Annotated in this window: 11 protein-coding genes and 1 pseudogene; 5 read left to right on the top strand and 7 right to left on the bottom strand. The window is 44.6% G+C overall.

Annotation, left to right across the window (positions count from 1 at the left end; translation table 11 throughout):
* The first annotated feature begins 166 nt into the window (after window positions 1–166).
* The 3 genes from BK820_RS00005 (at window position 167) to BK820_RS00015 (ending at window position 4,862) form a co-directional block, all read left to right on the top strand.
* Window positions 167–1,381, top strand: a complete 1,215-nt coding sequence (locus BK820_RS00005; RefSeq protein WP_071319742.1) for an MFS transporter — start codon at window positions 167–169, stop codon at window positions 1,379–1,381.
* 143 nt (window positions 1,382–1,524) lie between these two features.
* Window positions 1,525–3,921: a YgiQ family radical SAM protein gene (locus tag BK820_RS00010; RefSeq protein ID WP_071319883.1), complete on the top strand. Its 2,397-nt coding sequence runs from the start codon at window positions 1,525–1,527 to the stop codon at window positions 3,919–3,921.
* A gap of 392 nt (window positions 3,922–4,313) precedes the next feature.
* A complete protein-coding gene (locus tag BK820_RS00015; RefSeq protein WP_071319743.1) occupies window positions 4,314–4,862 on the top strand; it encodes a DUF2726 domain-containing protein in 549 nt (182 codons plus the stop codon).
* Between the two features lie 67 nt (window positions 4,863–4,929).
* Here the strand turns inward: BK820_RS00015 and BK820_RS00020 are convergent, their stop codons facing one another.
* The 6 genes and pseudogenes from BK820_RS00020 to mdtD all read right to left on the bottom strand — a co-directional run bounded on the left by BK820_RS00020 (window position 4,930) and on the right by mdtD (window position 11,169).
* The gene (locus BK820_RS00020) at window positions 4,930–5,286 is read right to left on the bottom strand and encodes a RidA family protein (RefSeq protein ID WP_071319744.1); all 357 of its coding nucleotides are present in this window, start codon (window positions 5,284–5,286) and stop codon (window positions 4,930–4,932) included.
* Between the two features lie 4 nt (window positions 5,287–5,290).
* Window positions 5,291–6,586 (bottom strand): shikimate transporter, encoded by a 1,296-nt coding sequence (shiA, locus tag BK820_RS00025; RefSeq protein ID WP_071319745.1) that lies wholly within the window; start codon window positions 6,584–6,586, stop codon window positions 5,291–5,293.
* Between the two features lie 221 nt (window positions 6,587–6,807).
* Window positions 6,808–7,863: a DNA polymerase IV gene (gene dinB / locus BK820_RS00030; protein ID WP_071319746.1), complete on the bottom strand. Its 1,056-nt coding sequence runs from the start codon at window positions 7,861–7,863 to the stop codon at window positions 6,808–6,810.
* Window positions 7,864–7,881: 18 nt separating this feature from the next.
* A pseudogene (locus tag BK820_RS00035) lies at window positions 7,882–8,898 on the bottom strand (MBL fold metallo-hydrolase).
* Window positions 8,899–8,941: 43 nt separating this feature from the next.
* Window positions 8,942–9,715 carry a glycoside hydrolase family 25 protein gene (locus BK820_RS00040; protein WP_071319747.1) on the bottom strand — a complete coding sequence of 258 codons (774 nt, stop codon included), beginning with the start codon at window positions 9,713–9,715 and terminating at the stop codon, window positions 8,942–8,944.
* Window positions 9,716–9,777: 62 nt separating this feature from the next.
* Window positions 9,778–11,169: a multidrug transporter subunit MdtD gene (mdtD, locus tag BK820_RS00045; protein WP_071319748.1), complete on the bottom strand. Its 1,392-nt coding sequence runs from the start codon at window positions 11,167–11,169 to the stop codon at window positions 9,778–9,780.
* 310 nt (window positions 11,170–11,479) lie between these two features.
* Between mdtD and BK820_RS00050 the strand changes: the two genes are divergently transcribed.
* A complete protein-coding gene (locus BK820_RS00050) occupies window positions 11,480–12,454 on the top strand; it encodes a hypothetical protein (RefSeq protein ID WP_004810207.1) in 975 nt (324 codons plus the stop codon).
* 57 nt (window positions 12,455–12,511) lie between these two features.
* On the opposite strand, the gene BK820_RS00055 is transcribed toward BK820_RS00050, so the two are convergent.
* Window positions 12,512–13,129, bottom strand: a complete 618-nt coding sequence (locus tag BK820_RS00055) for an LOG family protein (protein WP_008305153.1) — start codon at window positions 13,127–13,129, stop codon at window positions 12,512–12,514.
* Window positions 13,130–13,449: 320 nt separating this feature from the next.
* On the opposite strand from BK820_RS00055, the gene BK820_RS00060 reads away from it, so the two are divergent.
* The gene (locus BK820_RS00060; RefSeq protein WP_004810201.1) at window positions 13,450–15,030 is read left to right on the top strand and encodes a TerC family protein; all 1,581 of its coding nucleotides are present in this window, start codon (window positions 13,450–13,452) and stop codon (window positions 15,028–15,030) included.
* Window positions 15,031–15,095 lie beyond the last annotated feature (65 nt).

Here is a 15,095-nt window from a genome sequence, read left to right on the forward strand (position 1 = left end):
AGTCATCGCCAGCTCATTATTTTAAACACCCCCTGTCAAATGGCAGGGGGTGTTTTTTTATGCGCGGGATTTAGTCAAATAACTGTTGTTTATATGCTATTTCGACTGAAATATCACATAAAAATAAACTTGAGAGGCGTATACTGAACCGGTCTAAGGAGCGGATATGTCCCCAAATTTATCTTCAAGCCATATTGAATATGAGTCATCTGCCTTTAAAGCGGTTTTGTTTTCCTTGTTTCTGGCTGGATTTGCAATTTTTTCATCATTGTATTGTGTACAGCCGATGATGCCGATTCTGGCAGACTATTTTCATATCTCTCCTACGCAAAGCAGTTTTCCACTTTCATTTTCTACCATTGCATTAGCTGTTGGCCTGATTTTTACTGGACTCATTTCTGACCGTTTTGGCCGTAAGCCGATTATGGTCTGGTCTTTATTTTCGGTTGCAGTATTGTTGTTGCTGAGTGCTGTATTGCCAGTCTGGTCAGTGTTTCTGGCGACCCGGGTGTTAATAGGTTTAACCGTAAGTGGCGTGGCCGCAGTGGCGATGACCTATATTGGGGAAGAGGTAGCCGCGAAAGATGTTGGTTTTGCCATGGGACTCTATATTTCTGGAACTGCAATTGGCGGTATGAGTGGCCGTTTGATTGCAGGAGTATTGGTGGATTTTATTTCCTGGCAGTCAGCGACTTTAATCATTGGACTAATTAATCTCTGTATTGCAACAACCTTCTATTTCTTATTGCCTAAATCCAGGAATTTTCAAGCTTATCCTATTAAGTTGAGCCGCTTTATTACTGCGTTTCAGCATAATTTGAGTGATCCCAAGCTGCGAATCTTGTTCTTGCAAGGTTTCATCCTGATGGGCTGTTTTGTTTCAGTCTTTAATTATCTCAGCTATCGCCTGATTCAGGCACCTTTTGAGCTGTCGCATGTCTGGATTGGGCTAATTTCGGTTACCTATCTGGCAGGAATCTATAGCTCACCTCGTGCTGCGCGCTGGAGCCAGAAGTCTGGACGTTTCCAAGTATTGGTAACCATGCTTGTCAGCATGTTACTAGGATTAGGGTTGATGTTAGTTAACAGTTTGCTATTGGTCTTTATTGGATTGCTCATTTTTACCTTTGCATTTTTTGCTGCACATTCGATAGCCAGCAGCTGGGTATCTGTACAATCTTTACAATATCGTGCTGTAGGATCATCACTCTATTTATTCTGCTACTATCTTGGATCCAGTGTCCTTGGCAGCTCCAGTGGTTTGGTCTGGGAAAATACAGGATGGTTCGGCCTCAGTGTGTTCATCGGTATTATTTTGGTAATTGGTTTATTGGTAGCTCAAAAGTTAAAATCTCAAATAAGCAGGCTAGAAACAGAATAAGCATATATTCCTGATTAAGGTCTTAAAGCCAGTATTGTATAAATTATAATCAAGCAACCTCAGCCGAATTCATGCTAAAATGCTCGGCTTTCATCTTTGATCTATTTTTTGATCTTCCATCTGCCAGCCGAGAATTGCTAGCCATGTCTACTGCTTATACCATGCAGACAGCGCCTACAGCGTTGTTTGATTACGACAAATATTGGGCGTCATGTTTTGAACCTGCGCCATTTTTGCCGATGTCACGCGAGGAGATGGATCAACTCGGCTGGGACAGTTGTGACTTTATTTTAGTCTGTGGCGATGCCTATATTGATCATCCTTCATTCTGTTCAGGCATTATTGGCCGTACCCTAGAAGCGCAAGGTTTCCGTGTCGGGATTATTGCGCAGCCAGACTGGACCAATGTTGAAGCCTTCCGTGTATTGGGTAAACCAAACATTGCATGGGGTGTGACAGCAGGTAACATGGACTCGATGATCAACCGTTATACGGCAGATCGCAAGATTCGTTCAGATGATGCCTATTCACCAGACAATCAGCCAAACAAACGCCCAGACCGGGCGGCAACCGTATATTGCCAGCGTGTGCGTGAAGCTTATCCAGATGTACCTGTATTGTTAGGTGGTATTGAAGCATCATTACGTCGTATTGCGCATTATGATTATTGGTCAGATAAAGTGCGTCGTTCAGTATTGATGGACTCTAAAGCCGATCTTTTGATGTACGGTAATGGTGAGCGTTCCATCACTGAAATCATGCATCGTCTGGCGCGTGGCGAAAAAATCCAAGACATTACCGATGTTCGTGGTACAGCATTTATTGTCAATAAACACAACCGCCCGTCGAAAGCAAAATTTGTTGAAATCGCATCGAATGATGTCGATACGATTGGTCGTGTCGATCCAATTATTAACCCTTATGTCATGACTGAAGATATTGAAGGTTGTGAAATTGAGCAGGGGAAGGACTCGAGCCAGTACCAGGGTTTCCAAAAAGAACATGTAGCTAATCCGATTGTACGTGAAGGCGACAATTTGGACGAAAATACGCAAATCGTTCAGCTACAACCGGCGTCGAAAGCGATTAAACATAAATTACCACCGCGTGAATTGGCTGTGATTCGTTTGCCTGCTTTTGAAGAAGTGGTGAATGATCCGGTGCTTTATGCACATGCTAACCGTATTTTACATCTGGAAACAAATCCAGGGAATGCGCGTGCATTAGTACAAAAGCATGGTGAACGTGACGTATGGTTAAATCCACCGCCAATTCCGTTGACTACGGAAGAGATGGACTACGTGTTTGACCTGCCTTATGCACGTCTACCACATCCATCATACGGTAATGCACGTTTCCCAGCCTTTGACATGATCAAGTTCTCTGTGAACATCATGCGTGGCTGTTTCGGTGGTTGTACCTTCTGTTCGATTACGGAACATGAAGGTCGTATTATTCAGAACCGTTCGGAAGAATCGATTCTGCGTGAAGTGGAAAAAATTCGTGATACTGCACCAGGCTTTACTGGCATCATTTCGGATTTGGGTGGCCCAACAGCCAACATGTACCGTTTGGCCTGTAAAGATCCTGAGATCGAAAAGAACTGTCGTAAGCCTTCGTGTGTGTTCCCAGGAGTATGTCAAAACTTACATACCGACCATGCGCCATTGACACAGTTATATCGTAAGGCACGTGCTCTACCAGGCATTAAAAAAATTCTGATCGGTTCAGGTCTGCGTTATGATCTTGCGGTCTTAAACCCAGAATATGTCAAAGAATTGGTCACTCACCACGTAGGTGGTTACTTAAAAATTGCGCCCGAGCATACCGAAAAAGGTCCGCTCAATAAAATGATGAAGCCGGGCATTGGAACTTATGACCGATTCAAGCAAATGTTTGATCGTTATAGTAAGGAAGCAGGCAAGGAACAATACTTGATTCCTTATTTCATCGCGGCGCATCCGGGTACAACCGATTATGACATGATGAACCTGGCGATTTGGTTGAAGAAGAATGGTTTCCGTGCTGATCAGGTACAGACCTTCTATCCGTCGCCTATGGCGACTGCAACCACCATGTACTACACCGGTAAAAACCCACTGGCGAAAGTGGCGCGTTATACTGAAAATGTCGACATTGTGAAAGGTGAGAAGCGTCGTCGTTTGCATAAAGCGTTCTTGCGTTACCATGATCCAAATAACTGGCCTTTACTGCGTGATGCCTTGCGCGAAATGGGCCGTCAGGACCTGATTGGTAATTCGAAACAGCATCTGATTCCGACCTATCAGCCTGCAGGTGTGGATGGTCAGTATCAGTCAGCACGTAAGAAGAACTCGACTGTTGCAGGCGATTCACAGAAACGTACCGGTCAGGCAGGCAATCGTGGACAAGGTCAAAGCCAAGGACAGAACAATCGCCCGAAGAAAGGGCAGATCTTGACCCAGCACACCGGTTTACCACCACGTGAAACCGGTGATGCGAAAAAGCCTTTTGGCGGTTCTAAAGCTAAAGGCAAAACCAAACCAAAAAGTCGTGCCTAAATCACTTAAAAAAGACACTTCGGTGTCTTTTTTATTTTTCTACTGATTTTTTATTAAAAGAAGTCAAATCTCAATTAAACAATAATTAAATTAAGATATTTATTAGAAAAAACTGTTTTAAAAATTATACTTTATCGGAATTGTAAGAAAAAAAGAGGAAAATGCTCTTGCTTAAATTTGAGTGGCTGATTTAGAGTGAGTAAGGAACACATTACATTTCCAGTACACGGAATTTTTTAATCTCCCGAAATGTAATGCCCTTATATAAGTTTTGATACCGGATGTTGCAGTATCTAAGCAAATTGGTTGTACCGTGATTTTCGGATGAAAATCGATCTATACTCACGACAATAAAACAAAAACGATTATAAGAATGCAGAAAGGACTAACGCATGACCACCTATATCATAATTGGCAGTTTTCTGCTCTTGTGCACCATCCTGATGGCATATAAGAGAGTACGGAACAGCGGCAAGCAGCAAGACAGTGTGTTGAAGCAGCGCGCCATTTTTAACCTGAATCAACAGTTGACTTATACCCGTCTAAAGGAAATTCTGCCAGAGAACATCATTCTGGCCCATGTCTCCTATGATGCGCTGTTGACCACCAAATTTTTTCGTACCCGTAACAAATATCGCAATCTGGTCGCGGACTTTGTGGTTCTAGATCAGGATCATCTGGTTGTTGCCATCGTGGCCGTGGACGATCCGATGATTTTAAAACGCCCACAACAATCCCAGTATCAGGATGCCTTGCTGACTATGGCAGGCTATCGGGTAATCCGTTATGAAGATATTCCGGAATATTATCAGCTGCGCCGTGACTTCCTGAATGAACAGGGTGAGGAGGACAGTTTAGTCAACCCGAATAACCTGACTGCACTAAAGAAGTTTCCACTGTACTCCGCTCTGGGTCGCCCTAAGGTGAAGACAGTGGGTTAATATATCTGGCACAAATAAAAGCATGCAGATCGCATGCTTTTTTATTGGAAGACAAGTTCTATCGGCATTATTCCGGTTTTACTGCGACAACGGTCAGTTCGACCAATACCCTTGGATCATACAACTTGGCTTCTACACAGGTACGCGGTAGGGCCTGAATATCAGCTACCCATGTGTCCCACACTTCATTAAAAGCTGCATAGTCACGCTCAATATCTTTGAGATAAATGGTAACTGACATGATGTGGCTCTTATCTGTTCCCGCATCTGCGAGGAACTGATCAATAATGTCTAAAGTTTGCTGTGTCTGACCTTTAATATCCAGATCAAAATCACTGGCCAGTTGACCTGCCAGATGAACGAGATTGCCTGAAATCGCGATTTCAGAGAAGCGTTGAGACACATGCAAACGTTGAATAGTCATGAGTTTAATCCTGGGTTTTTGGCATCAGGGCAGCAACCAATGCAGTCAGTAGACAGCCCACAGCAAGATAGATGGCTACATAATGCCATGAACCATCACCCCAAATCACTAAGGAAGCCGCAATCATTGGGGTAAAACCACCACCAATAATACTTGCTACCTGATAACCTACACCGGCGCCACTGTAACGATACTCGGTACCAAACAGTGAGGTAAAGATGGGTTGATGTACACTGACTACCATGTCATGCGCGATATTGGCCAGTAGAATTGAGCCAACAATAATCATCCAGGTATTTTGAGCATCCAGCGCCATAAAGAACGGGAAAGCCGACAAGGCACCGATTAAACCACCCCAAACACACATGGTTTTATGGTTAATTTTGTCTGAGATCCAGGCAAAGAACGGAATACTGATACAACTAATCGCACCGACCATCAGGGTGATATTCAGGAAGAATTGCTTGTCCATGCCCAGATTATTGGTGGAATAATTCAGTGCAAAATTGGTCACCAGATACATGGTGAGCAGCTCGGTCATACGCAAGGCAATAATGTACAGGAATGCTTTAGGATGCTTGCTGATCGCCTGAAAAATTGGCAGTTTGGTTGGATGTTGCTTGGCTTTAACCACTTTTTCGACAAATTCTTGTGACTCCTCCTGATCACGCCGAATCCACATGGCAATGCCGATCAGCACAATACTGGCAATAAATGGAATACGCCATGCCCAGTCCGAAAATGCCTCTTCGCCTAGAGTCGCAATGATCAGTGATACAGCACCCGTAGCGAGAACTAAACCGACACCATAACCAACCTGAACGCCACTACTGTAAAAGGCTTTTTTGCCTTTCGGCGCATTTTCAACCGCCATCAGGGCAGCGCCACCCCATTCACCACCGACGGCAAAACCTTGAATGGCACGTAAGGTCACCAGCAGTACAGGCGCCCACCAGCCAATGGCTTCGAAATTCGGCAACAGGCCAATCCCGACAGTAGAAATCCCCATGAGGATGACAGTGAGTACCAGCATTTTTTTACGGCCGAGTTTGTCACCGAAGTGACCAAACACTACACCACCGAGTGGACGGAACAGAAAGCCGACACCAAAGGTTGCCAAGGCGGCTAATGTGCCCATATTGTTGCCAATACTTGGGAAAAATTGATCTTTAAAAATCAGGGCTGCGACAATCCCGTAAAGAAGAAAATCGTACCAGTCGACAACAGCACCAATAAAACTGGAAAGCGCTGCTTTTCGCGCGCGTTGTTCTTGAAAAGAAATTGAATTTGCAGAAGACATGCAGGATAGGATTCCATGGGGAGAACAGAGTTGCCCTGTAATATTCGGATTTGATCGTCACGCCAATCACAGGACAGCATGCTGAAAGTAAAGGTGATTTTCAGCATCTCAGCATATACATGGATAATGCATTGCGCGGATAGATTACTCTAAAAACATACAATGGTAAAAATAAAGTTGTTGGCTTTTTAAACTAGTGACTACTTCTTGCTCAGTTTACTTTAAAGCAGGGACAGTTGTGCTTCTTGCTGGCGAGGTGACAGCTGATACACTCCAACACCAATCAGGCGAAATTGCAGGGCTGGATCCAGATGCATATCCTGCAGCAAGAACTGTAACGCCTGATGTAGCTCTAGCGGATTTTTAAGCACGGAACGGAAGCTGCGGCTATGTTGCATGATCTGGAAATTTTTTAGCCTGAGTTTCACGGTAATGCCACGTGCAGTCAGCTGTTTCTTTTCCAGACTGTTCCAGACCTGCTGGATCAGTTGATCCCAGTAAGGGCTGCACTGGCTAAGTAGCAGGTCATCACCAAAGGTAGTTTCCTTGGAAATCTGCTGGCGTTCACGTTCGGTTTCGACCGGACGTTCATCGATGCCTTGTGCATAGAGATACAGCCGCTTGCCGTATTTGCCAAAATGCTGAATCAGGACAGCTTCATCCATCTGTTGCAAATCACCCAGCGTTTCCAGATTGAGACTTTTCAATTTTTCCTGCGTAACCTTGCCGACCCCGGGAATTTTCTTAAGCGGTAAATCCTGAATAAAGGCCTGTACCTGTGAAGGCTTGATCACACAAATGCCATTCGGTTTATGCCAGTCTGAAGCAACTTTGGCCAGGAATTTATTTGGTGCAACACCCGCAGAAGCGGTGAGTCTAGTCAGCTGAAAAATGTCTTCACGGATACGCATCGCAACTTCTGTTGCACTGGGGATTTGCAGCAGATTATTAGTCACATCCAGATAGGCTTCATCCAGTGAAAGTGGTTCAATAACTGCTGTATATTTTTGAAAAATCTGATGGATCTGTGAGGAAACCTCACGGTATTTCTGAAAATCCGGTTCAATCACAATCAGCTGCGAACAACGTTTGCGTGCCTGACTCATTGGCATGGCAGAATGCACACCAAATTCCCGAGCTGGATACGAGGCAGCCGCAACCACAGCCCGTGGATGATGCGAAGCGATCACCACAGGCAAATGTTTTAGTTCCGGACGTTCACGCAGTTCTACCGAGGCGTAGAAGGCGTCCATATCGATATGGATAATTTTACGCATATGCCATCTTAAAAGGCTTTAAGGCACTTGGGAAGATGCTGATTTCAAAAGATTATAGGGTTGACTATTACTCAGTAGCACAACCTGAATCTGTTGCGCTTCAGCCGCTTTGATCAGAATTCGTATACTCTCGGGAGCATTATCGGCAAAGCGTGGCAAAAATTGTAAGGGTTGATCTAGCGGCTGAAAGAAATCATCCCAGTGAATCGGAATGACAATCTTGGGTTTTACCATTGCCAGCGTTTGTTACAGATAAGATTTCTGATAATCCTCAGGCTGTCGCGACAGCTGGGCTATGCCTAAAAATAAAATATCGGCCTGAATATTCTTGAGCTGTCCTGGAATAAACCCTGTGCTGGCTTTAACCAGAATTCGTTGTCTGTCATGTTCAATCAGATAATCAAAGCTGCTGCCTTCTTTAAATTCGGAAAACTTGGCAGGCAGTTTCAGTGGTGCTGTAATTTCTTCACCGAGATCATCATTTACGGGTGTTGGAGGCGTATGTGCGGAAGCAAGTGGAGTGACTTTAAACTGTCCCGATCGGAGCGATTACGCTGATACAGCACGCCGTAGCTGGGAGGCTTTTACCTCTGGATGACTGCGTGCAATATTCAGGGTGCTATTCGATCCGATGATCTGGGGTTGAGGTAACAGGGCAGCCAGTTCAGGAATATCCAGAGCATGATCATAATGGCTATGGGTCACTAAAATCGCCTGTGTCCGATCCAGCTGTTCCTCCTGAATAATCTTCTGAAGTAACCTAGAATCGCTGGAAACCTTAGAACTGAGAACATGCCAAAGACTGGGACGGCTAAAGAAGCCATCAATTAAAATCTGCTCCTCACCATTATCAAACAGCAGGGTAGACACCCCAAAGAAGCGGACATTTAAGCCTTCTGCGGATGTATTGGATCTGGCTTGCCACGCGTCAAAGTCACGCAGCTGACCTGAAGGTTGGCGTAAATAAGCGCCCATTCCCCCCAGTATGACTACCACTATCAGAATGGTAGTCACGATAATTTTTCCAAGCTTCACAGCTATTTATCCTTTTATTTTTGATTACATTGCAATTGTAGAATTATTTTGCCGATTTTTGTGCAGGTGCAGTCTTAATACCATTCTGTTTTAAAAAATTCAGCCAGTCCTTTTCCGAACCATAAAACACATTCAGGTCTACAGCCGTTGCAATACCTTTGATCTGACCCTGACTGGTATGCTGCCAGAAATGCCATTTCGGATTATCTTTGAGCTCAGGCAGACCCTTGTATTCACGTATCCAGAGAGGGACATCAGTAAATTGTCCTACCAGCACAATATTATAGAAAGCTTTAGAGGTATAGAACATCGGCTGCTTGCCGTAGTGCTGCTTGAGCAGGTCATGCATGACCTGGATTTCTTTGAGTAACTGTTCCTTGGAATAGGTATTGATACAGTTACTATCATATTCAAGATCGATTACCGGAGGTAAGGCATCCGCTCTGTTCGGTACGGTTTCGATAAAGTTTTGCGCTTGAACCTTACCCTCCCGACAGAGGCGATAAAAATGATAGGCGCCGACCAGCAAACCCTGTTCGCGAGCCTTAAACCAGTTTTCCTGAAATTTGCTGTCCTTAAAGTCACCGCCTTCGGTTGATTTTAAATAAACAAAGCGGTATTTATCTTTGGGAATCTGCTGCCAGTTAATCTCTTTTTGATGATGCGAAACATCAAAACCATGAATGTCATATTCGGAAGCGTTGGCAGGTAGCGGTTTCAGCAATAGCCACCAGATTGCACAGACCACAGCAAGCAGCAGAATGACACTCATGATTGCTGCCCAAAGAGGTGGATAATGCTTGTCTGGCTTTTTCATCACGTTCTTCAAAATTTGACTCTATCTAGCTTATACCGATTTGTCTTGTATCGGGATGATGATCATACTGGCGTATTCTTAGGAATATGCCAGAAAATATAGGCGGCAATAATATTCAAACAGCCCAGACAAATCAGGGCGAGATGGAATGCATTATCCAGCTGCTCAGCGCCAAAGTAGGCACTAAACATATTTACCAGCGTACCTGCCAGTGCGACCCCAATACTCATCGATAGCATCATGATCATGGACAGAAAACTGTTGCCACTACTGGCATCCTGCTGACTTAAGTCTTTTAAGGTTAAAGTATTCATGGAAACAAACTGCAGTGAGTTCAGGATACCAAAAATAAAGAAATGAATCGCACGTAGCCAGATCGGTGTATCCGCCGTAGTCAGGGCAAAGCTGGCAATACATAGCCCCACCAGCAAAGTATTTACCAGTAACACCTGGCGATAGCCAAAGTGCTGAATGATCTTGCGAATAATGGGTTTGGAAGCCAACGAGCCTAATACGGTTGGAATCATCAGCAAGCCGGTAATAAAGGGTTCAAAACCAAACGCGACCTGCAACATTAGTGGTAACAGGAAAGGAATGGAGTTACCACCAAGACGGGCAAAGAAATTGCCCAGAATCCCAATAGAATAAATCCGGTTTTTAAACAGCTTACTGCGGAACAGGGCATTGCTATGGGTATGTGAATGATAGGCATAGATCAGCGAAAACAGGAACCCAGCTGCAACTAAGCTGAGACTCCACCACAATGGATATTGCGGATTGGCAAAGTTCTCAATGCCCAGACATAGCCCGACCATCGCCACCACCAGCATAACAAAACCAGCATAGTCAAACTTCGCCACATCCGGTTCAGTAACATTCGGCATGGCTTTGAAGGTAATCAGGGTGCCAAGCAGGCCAATCGGCAGGTTAATCAGAAATACCCATTGCCAGGACAGGTATTCGACCATCCAGCCACCTAGCGTCGGGCCAATCAGGGGACCAATCAGGCCGGCCAGACTCATCAGGCTCATTGCCGCCAGAAACTGGGTGCGTGGAATAATCTTCAGCATTGCCAGACGGCCGACTGGTAGCAGCAAAGCACCACCAATGCCTTGCAGAACCCGATAGAGCAGGAGTTCATTCAGGCTGTTTGAGACAGCACAACCTATTGATGCAAGCGTAAAAATAATGATGGCGCTAAAATAGGTATTACGTACACCAAAACGATCTGCCAGCCAGCCACTCAAGGGAATACAGACTGCAACCGAAAGCACATAAGCCACCACCACACTATGCATTCGCAACGGATCTTCCTGCAGGCTAAGAGCAATCGCTGGCAGGGCAGTATTGATAATTGTGGTATCCAGACCTTGCATGAAAAAGCCGATCGATACCAATAAGACCAGCAGTCTAAATTCGGGTTGCAGTGCTTGATGGGTGGGCGTGGCATTCATGTGATATTTAGAAAGTCATATAATTTTGAATGTGAGCTCAGTTTAAATCAATTCACCCCATCCGTTGTACTAAATCAGTGTCTTATTCTGGTATTTATGACATGAAATAGAACTATGAAAACTGATTGATATCAGTTGGATAAATGGGATTTAGCAGAAATAGCAACTGCTTGCTGAAAGGTAATAAATGTCTTGAAACTGGCTAGTGTTACAAGAATATATGACGTTTCTGTCATGAAACTGCAATAAAAACGTCATAATCTTGGCCACATCTTACAGTAATGCTGATCTCCCTCAGCAGGTATGTTTTATGTCTATCGAAATCTTGATGGTTATCGGCTTCTGTCTAGCAGCCTACTCCATTGTCGGCAATGATGTGCCTCAGACATTGGGAACCTTTATCTCATCAAATTCACATCGACCTTGGTGGCTGCTGTGGATTTATATCAGCGTCATCCTTGTGGTGGTTTTGGTCTATGGCTGGTATGCATCAGGGGTAGGAGATGCCTCTTATGGCCGTCTCGAAACGATTCCATTCCCTGAGGGTGGGATTACCTGGCTGTATATTGTACCGCCAATTCTACTCTTGTTATTAACCAAATATGGTATTCCAGTCAGTACTACATTCTTGGTGCTCACCATTTTCTCTCCAGCGAGCTTAGGTTCGATGATGGTGAAATCGATGATGGGTTATGCTGTAGCCTTCATCTCAGCTTTGGTGATTTACCGTTTTGTTGCCAACAAAATGACGGTGTACTTTAACCAAACCAAAGACCAAGAGCATTCGACCAAATGGATGATCTTACAATGGTTATCAACCGGTTTCTTGTGGAGCCAATGGTTGATCCAGGACTTAGCCAATATCTTTGTGTATGTGCCACGTCAGGTTCCATTTGAATTCCTGATGTTTGCGATTGCGGTATTCGTGGTCTTGCTGGGTGTGATTCTGTACCAACGTGGTGGTGCAATCCAGAAGATCGTCGATACCAAAACCGATGTAACCGATGTTCGTGCAGCAACCATTGTTGACTTTATCTATGCCATTATCTTGTTGATTTTCAAAGAGTGGAGCAACATCCCAATGAGTACCACATGGGTGTTCTTGGGTCTATTGGCCGGTCGTGAGTTTGCCATCTCGATGATCGTCAATGGTGTGAGCAAACACCGTACTTCACGGAACGTCAGCAAAGATGCAATGAAGTTGATGTTTGGTTTGGCAATGTCTGTGATTTTGGCGACAACACTACCTTGGTTCTATAACCTGGTGACTAATTTGGCTTCTTAAGAGTTAAAAAATAAAAAAGCGAGCTTCGGCTCGCTTTTTTATTTTTTAGATCAGCATTTAAATTGCAAACTGTTTTGGACTATCCAGATTTTTCAGGGCATTAAAGATATGTGCAGAATGTTCACAGACAATTAGTTTGGCACGATGCTGGGGCGGCAAAAAGCCTTCATTCACGGCATGATCCAGCTGGGCAATGAGTGGATCATAAAAGTTATTCACGTTGTATAGCATCATTGGTTTCTGGTGCTGGTTCAACTGTCCCCAAGTCGCAATTTCCAGAATTTCCTCAAAGGTGCCTAGTCCACCTGGCAGAGCAACGAAGGCACAGGCACGTTCTGCCATTAACGCTTTGCGTTCATGCATAGACTGCACAATATGCAGTTCAGTCAGCTTGCTATGCGCGATTTCATAATCCAGCATAAACTCGGGAATCACACCTACAGCTTCACCGCCATGTTCAATCATGGCATCAGCGACCTGACCCATCAGGCCGATGCTGGCACCGCCGTAGACCAGACCAAAGCCTTGCTGGGCCAGACTCTGTACAAGCTGAATAGCTTTTTCCTGATAAATAGGATTATTGCCAGCACGTGAACCACAATATAGGGCAACGAGCGGGCGGGTAGTACGGGGAGATTTGTTTTTATGTTCAGTCATTTTAATTACGCTAGTCATGTCTCTCTTTCACCTTATCATTTTTTAATTTTGTTACTACAACATATATTAAAAATATGACAATTCTATGCATCATTCTTGCCAATCTTGAAGTCAAGAGTCGGGAAGCTTAAACCAAAGCATGAAAACTGGTGAATTTCATTTTGAACTTGCTATACTGAAAATCTGTCTTACTACAATAGAAATCACATGGGTAGTCGAAGTTGGCGCTTTAACCAGATAAAACGTCACCATATCAAGTGTTTAAATAAAATTGGATATAGTTCCGCGCTACGCAGCAGCATTGCATGTCTTTCCACTGATCTACAGGAGAGAATGCAATGATTTTCGAATGGATGTCAGATCCTTCTGCCTGGATTGGCCTGCTGACTCTGATTGTGCTGGAAATTGTTCTGGGCATCGATAACCTGGTCTTTATTGCAATTCTTGCTGAAAAACTGCCGCCAGAACAACGTAATACCGCCCGAATTGTAGGTTTGACCCTGGCCTTGGTCATGCGTCTGATCCTGCTGGCTTCTATTGCCTGGGTAGTCACGCTGACTGAACCGTTCTTCTATATTTTTGATCATCCATTTTCCGGACGTGACCTGATTCTGCTGTTTGGTGGGGTATTCCTGTTATTTAAAGGTACCATGGAATTACATGAGCGCCTTGAAGCCAAGCCAGTGGTCAAAGAAGAAAATCCGGTGCATGCCGTGTTCTGGATGGTGATCGTTCAGATTGTGGTGCTGGATGCCGTGTTCTCACTCGACAGTGTGATTACTGCTGTGGGTATGGTCAAAGACCTGTCGGTAATGATGATTGCAGTGATTATCGCCGTCGGCATCATGCTGTGGGCTTCCAAGGCCTTGATGGATTTTGTGAATCGTCATCCTACTGTGGTCATCCTTTGTCTCGGCTTCCTGATGATGATCGGTTTCTCGCTGGTGGTTGAAGGTTTCGGCTTCCATATTCCAAAAGGCTACCTGTACGCAGCGATTGGTTTCTCGGTCATTGTCGAATTTATTAACCAGACCATGAAACGCAATCAGGAAAAAATGGTGACAACTACAGATCTGCGTTATCGCACTGCTTCAGCTGTGATGCGTATGCTCGGTGGTAAACCTGCTCAGGATAATGCTGCTTCTGAGCCGGTAGATGTACTGGCAACGCGTGCCTTTGCTGACGAAGTGTTTAATGATGATGAAAATGGCGTTTATCACAGTGTGATGGTGCAGGGCGTACTCGGCCTGTCTGAACGTCCGGTGAAGTCGGTGATGACCCCACGTCCTGAACTGGAATGGATTGATCTGGATGAAGATGAAGCTATCATTAAGGCCCATTTGTTGCAGATGAGTCATTCACGTCTGATCGTGGCACGTGGTGAGCTGGACAATATTGCTGGTGTAGTACTGACCCATAAAGTGCTAAACGAATATATCGAAACGGGTGTACTTGATTTCGAAAAACATCTACGTGAACCGGTAATTGTGCATGAAAATGCTCAGGTACTGATGGTGATGGACCAGTTGCGTCAGGCGCCGCTACAAATGGCGATTGTGCTGAACGAGTATGGTTCGATCGAAGGGATTGCAACACCGATTGATGTGCTTGAAGCCATTGCCGGTGAATTCCCGGATGAAGATGAAATGGAAACTGCAGCTGAAAGTCTGCATGACGGTAGTCTGTTGCTGGAAGGTTCAACCGATATTCGTCATGTATCCTTGCTGATTGGCCGTGATCTGGTGGATGAATCAGAAGAATATTCGACGCTGTCGGGCTATATTTTATTCCACCTTGGCCGTCTGCCTGAAAATGGTGAGAAGTTCGAAGCCGATGGTCATATCTTTGAAGTCGTGACAATGGATGGTCATAAGATCGAAAAAGTCCATATTATTCCGCAAGAGCAAAACAAGAATTGAGTTCTGCCTCAGGCATGCGCTGAATTTTGCTAAAATAGCCCGCATCGTCGGGCTATTTTTTTTGG

The organism is Acinetobacter sp. LCT-H3, from assembly GCF_001866125.1.
GTDB classification, from domain to species: Bacteria; Pseudomonadota; Gammaproteobacteria; order Pseudomonadales; family Moraxellaceae; genus Acinetobacter; species Acinetobacter schindleri.

Coding starts and splice junctions, on each gene's coding strand:
- BK820_RS00005 (WP_071319742.1), top strand. CDS start 167: ATGTCCCCAAATTTATCTTCAAGCCATATTGAATATGAGTCATCTGCC.
- BK820_RS00010 (WP_071319883.1), top strand. CDS start 1,525: ATGTCTACTGCTTATACCATGCAGACAGCGCCTACAGCGTTGTTTGAT.
- BK820_RS00015 (WP_071319743.1), top strand. CDS start 4,314: ATGACCACCTATATCATAATTGGCAGTTTTCTGCTCTTGTGCACCATC.
- BK820_RS00020 (WP_071319744.1), bottom strand. CDS start 5,286: ATGACTATTCAACGTTTGCATGTGTCTCAACGCTTCTCTGAAATCGCG.
- shiA (WP_071319745.1), bottom strand. CDS start 6,586: ATGTCTTCTGCAAATTCAATTTCTTTTCAAGAACAACGCGCGCGAAAA.
- dinB (WP_071319746.1), bottom strand. CDS start 7,863: ATGCGTAAAATTATCCATATCGATATGGACGCCTTCTACGCCTCGGTA.
- BK820_RS00040 (WP_071319747.1), bottom strand. CDS start 9,715: ATGAAAAAGCCAGACAAGCATTATCCACCTCTTTGGGCAGCAATCATG.
- mdtD (WP_071319748.1), bottom strand. CDS start 11,169: ATGAATGCCACGCCCACCCATCAAGCACTGCAACCCGAATTTAGACTG.
- BK820_RS00050 (WP_004810207.1), top strand. CDS start 11,480: ATGTCTATCGAAATCTTGATGGTTATCGGCTTCTGTCTAGCAGCCTAC.
- BK820_RS00055 (WP_008305153.1), bottom strand. CDS start 13,129: ATGACTAGCGTAATTAAAATGACTGAACATAAAAACAAATCTCCCCGT.
- BK820_RS00060 (WP_004810201.1), top strand. CDS start 13,450: ATGATTTTCGAATGGATGTCAGATCCTTCTGCCTGGATTGGCCTGCTG.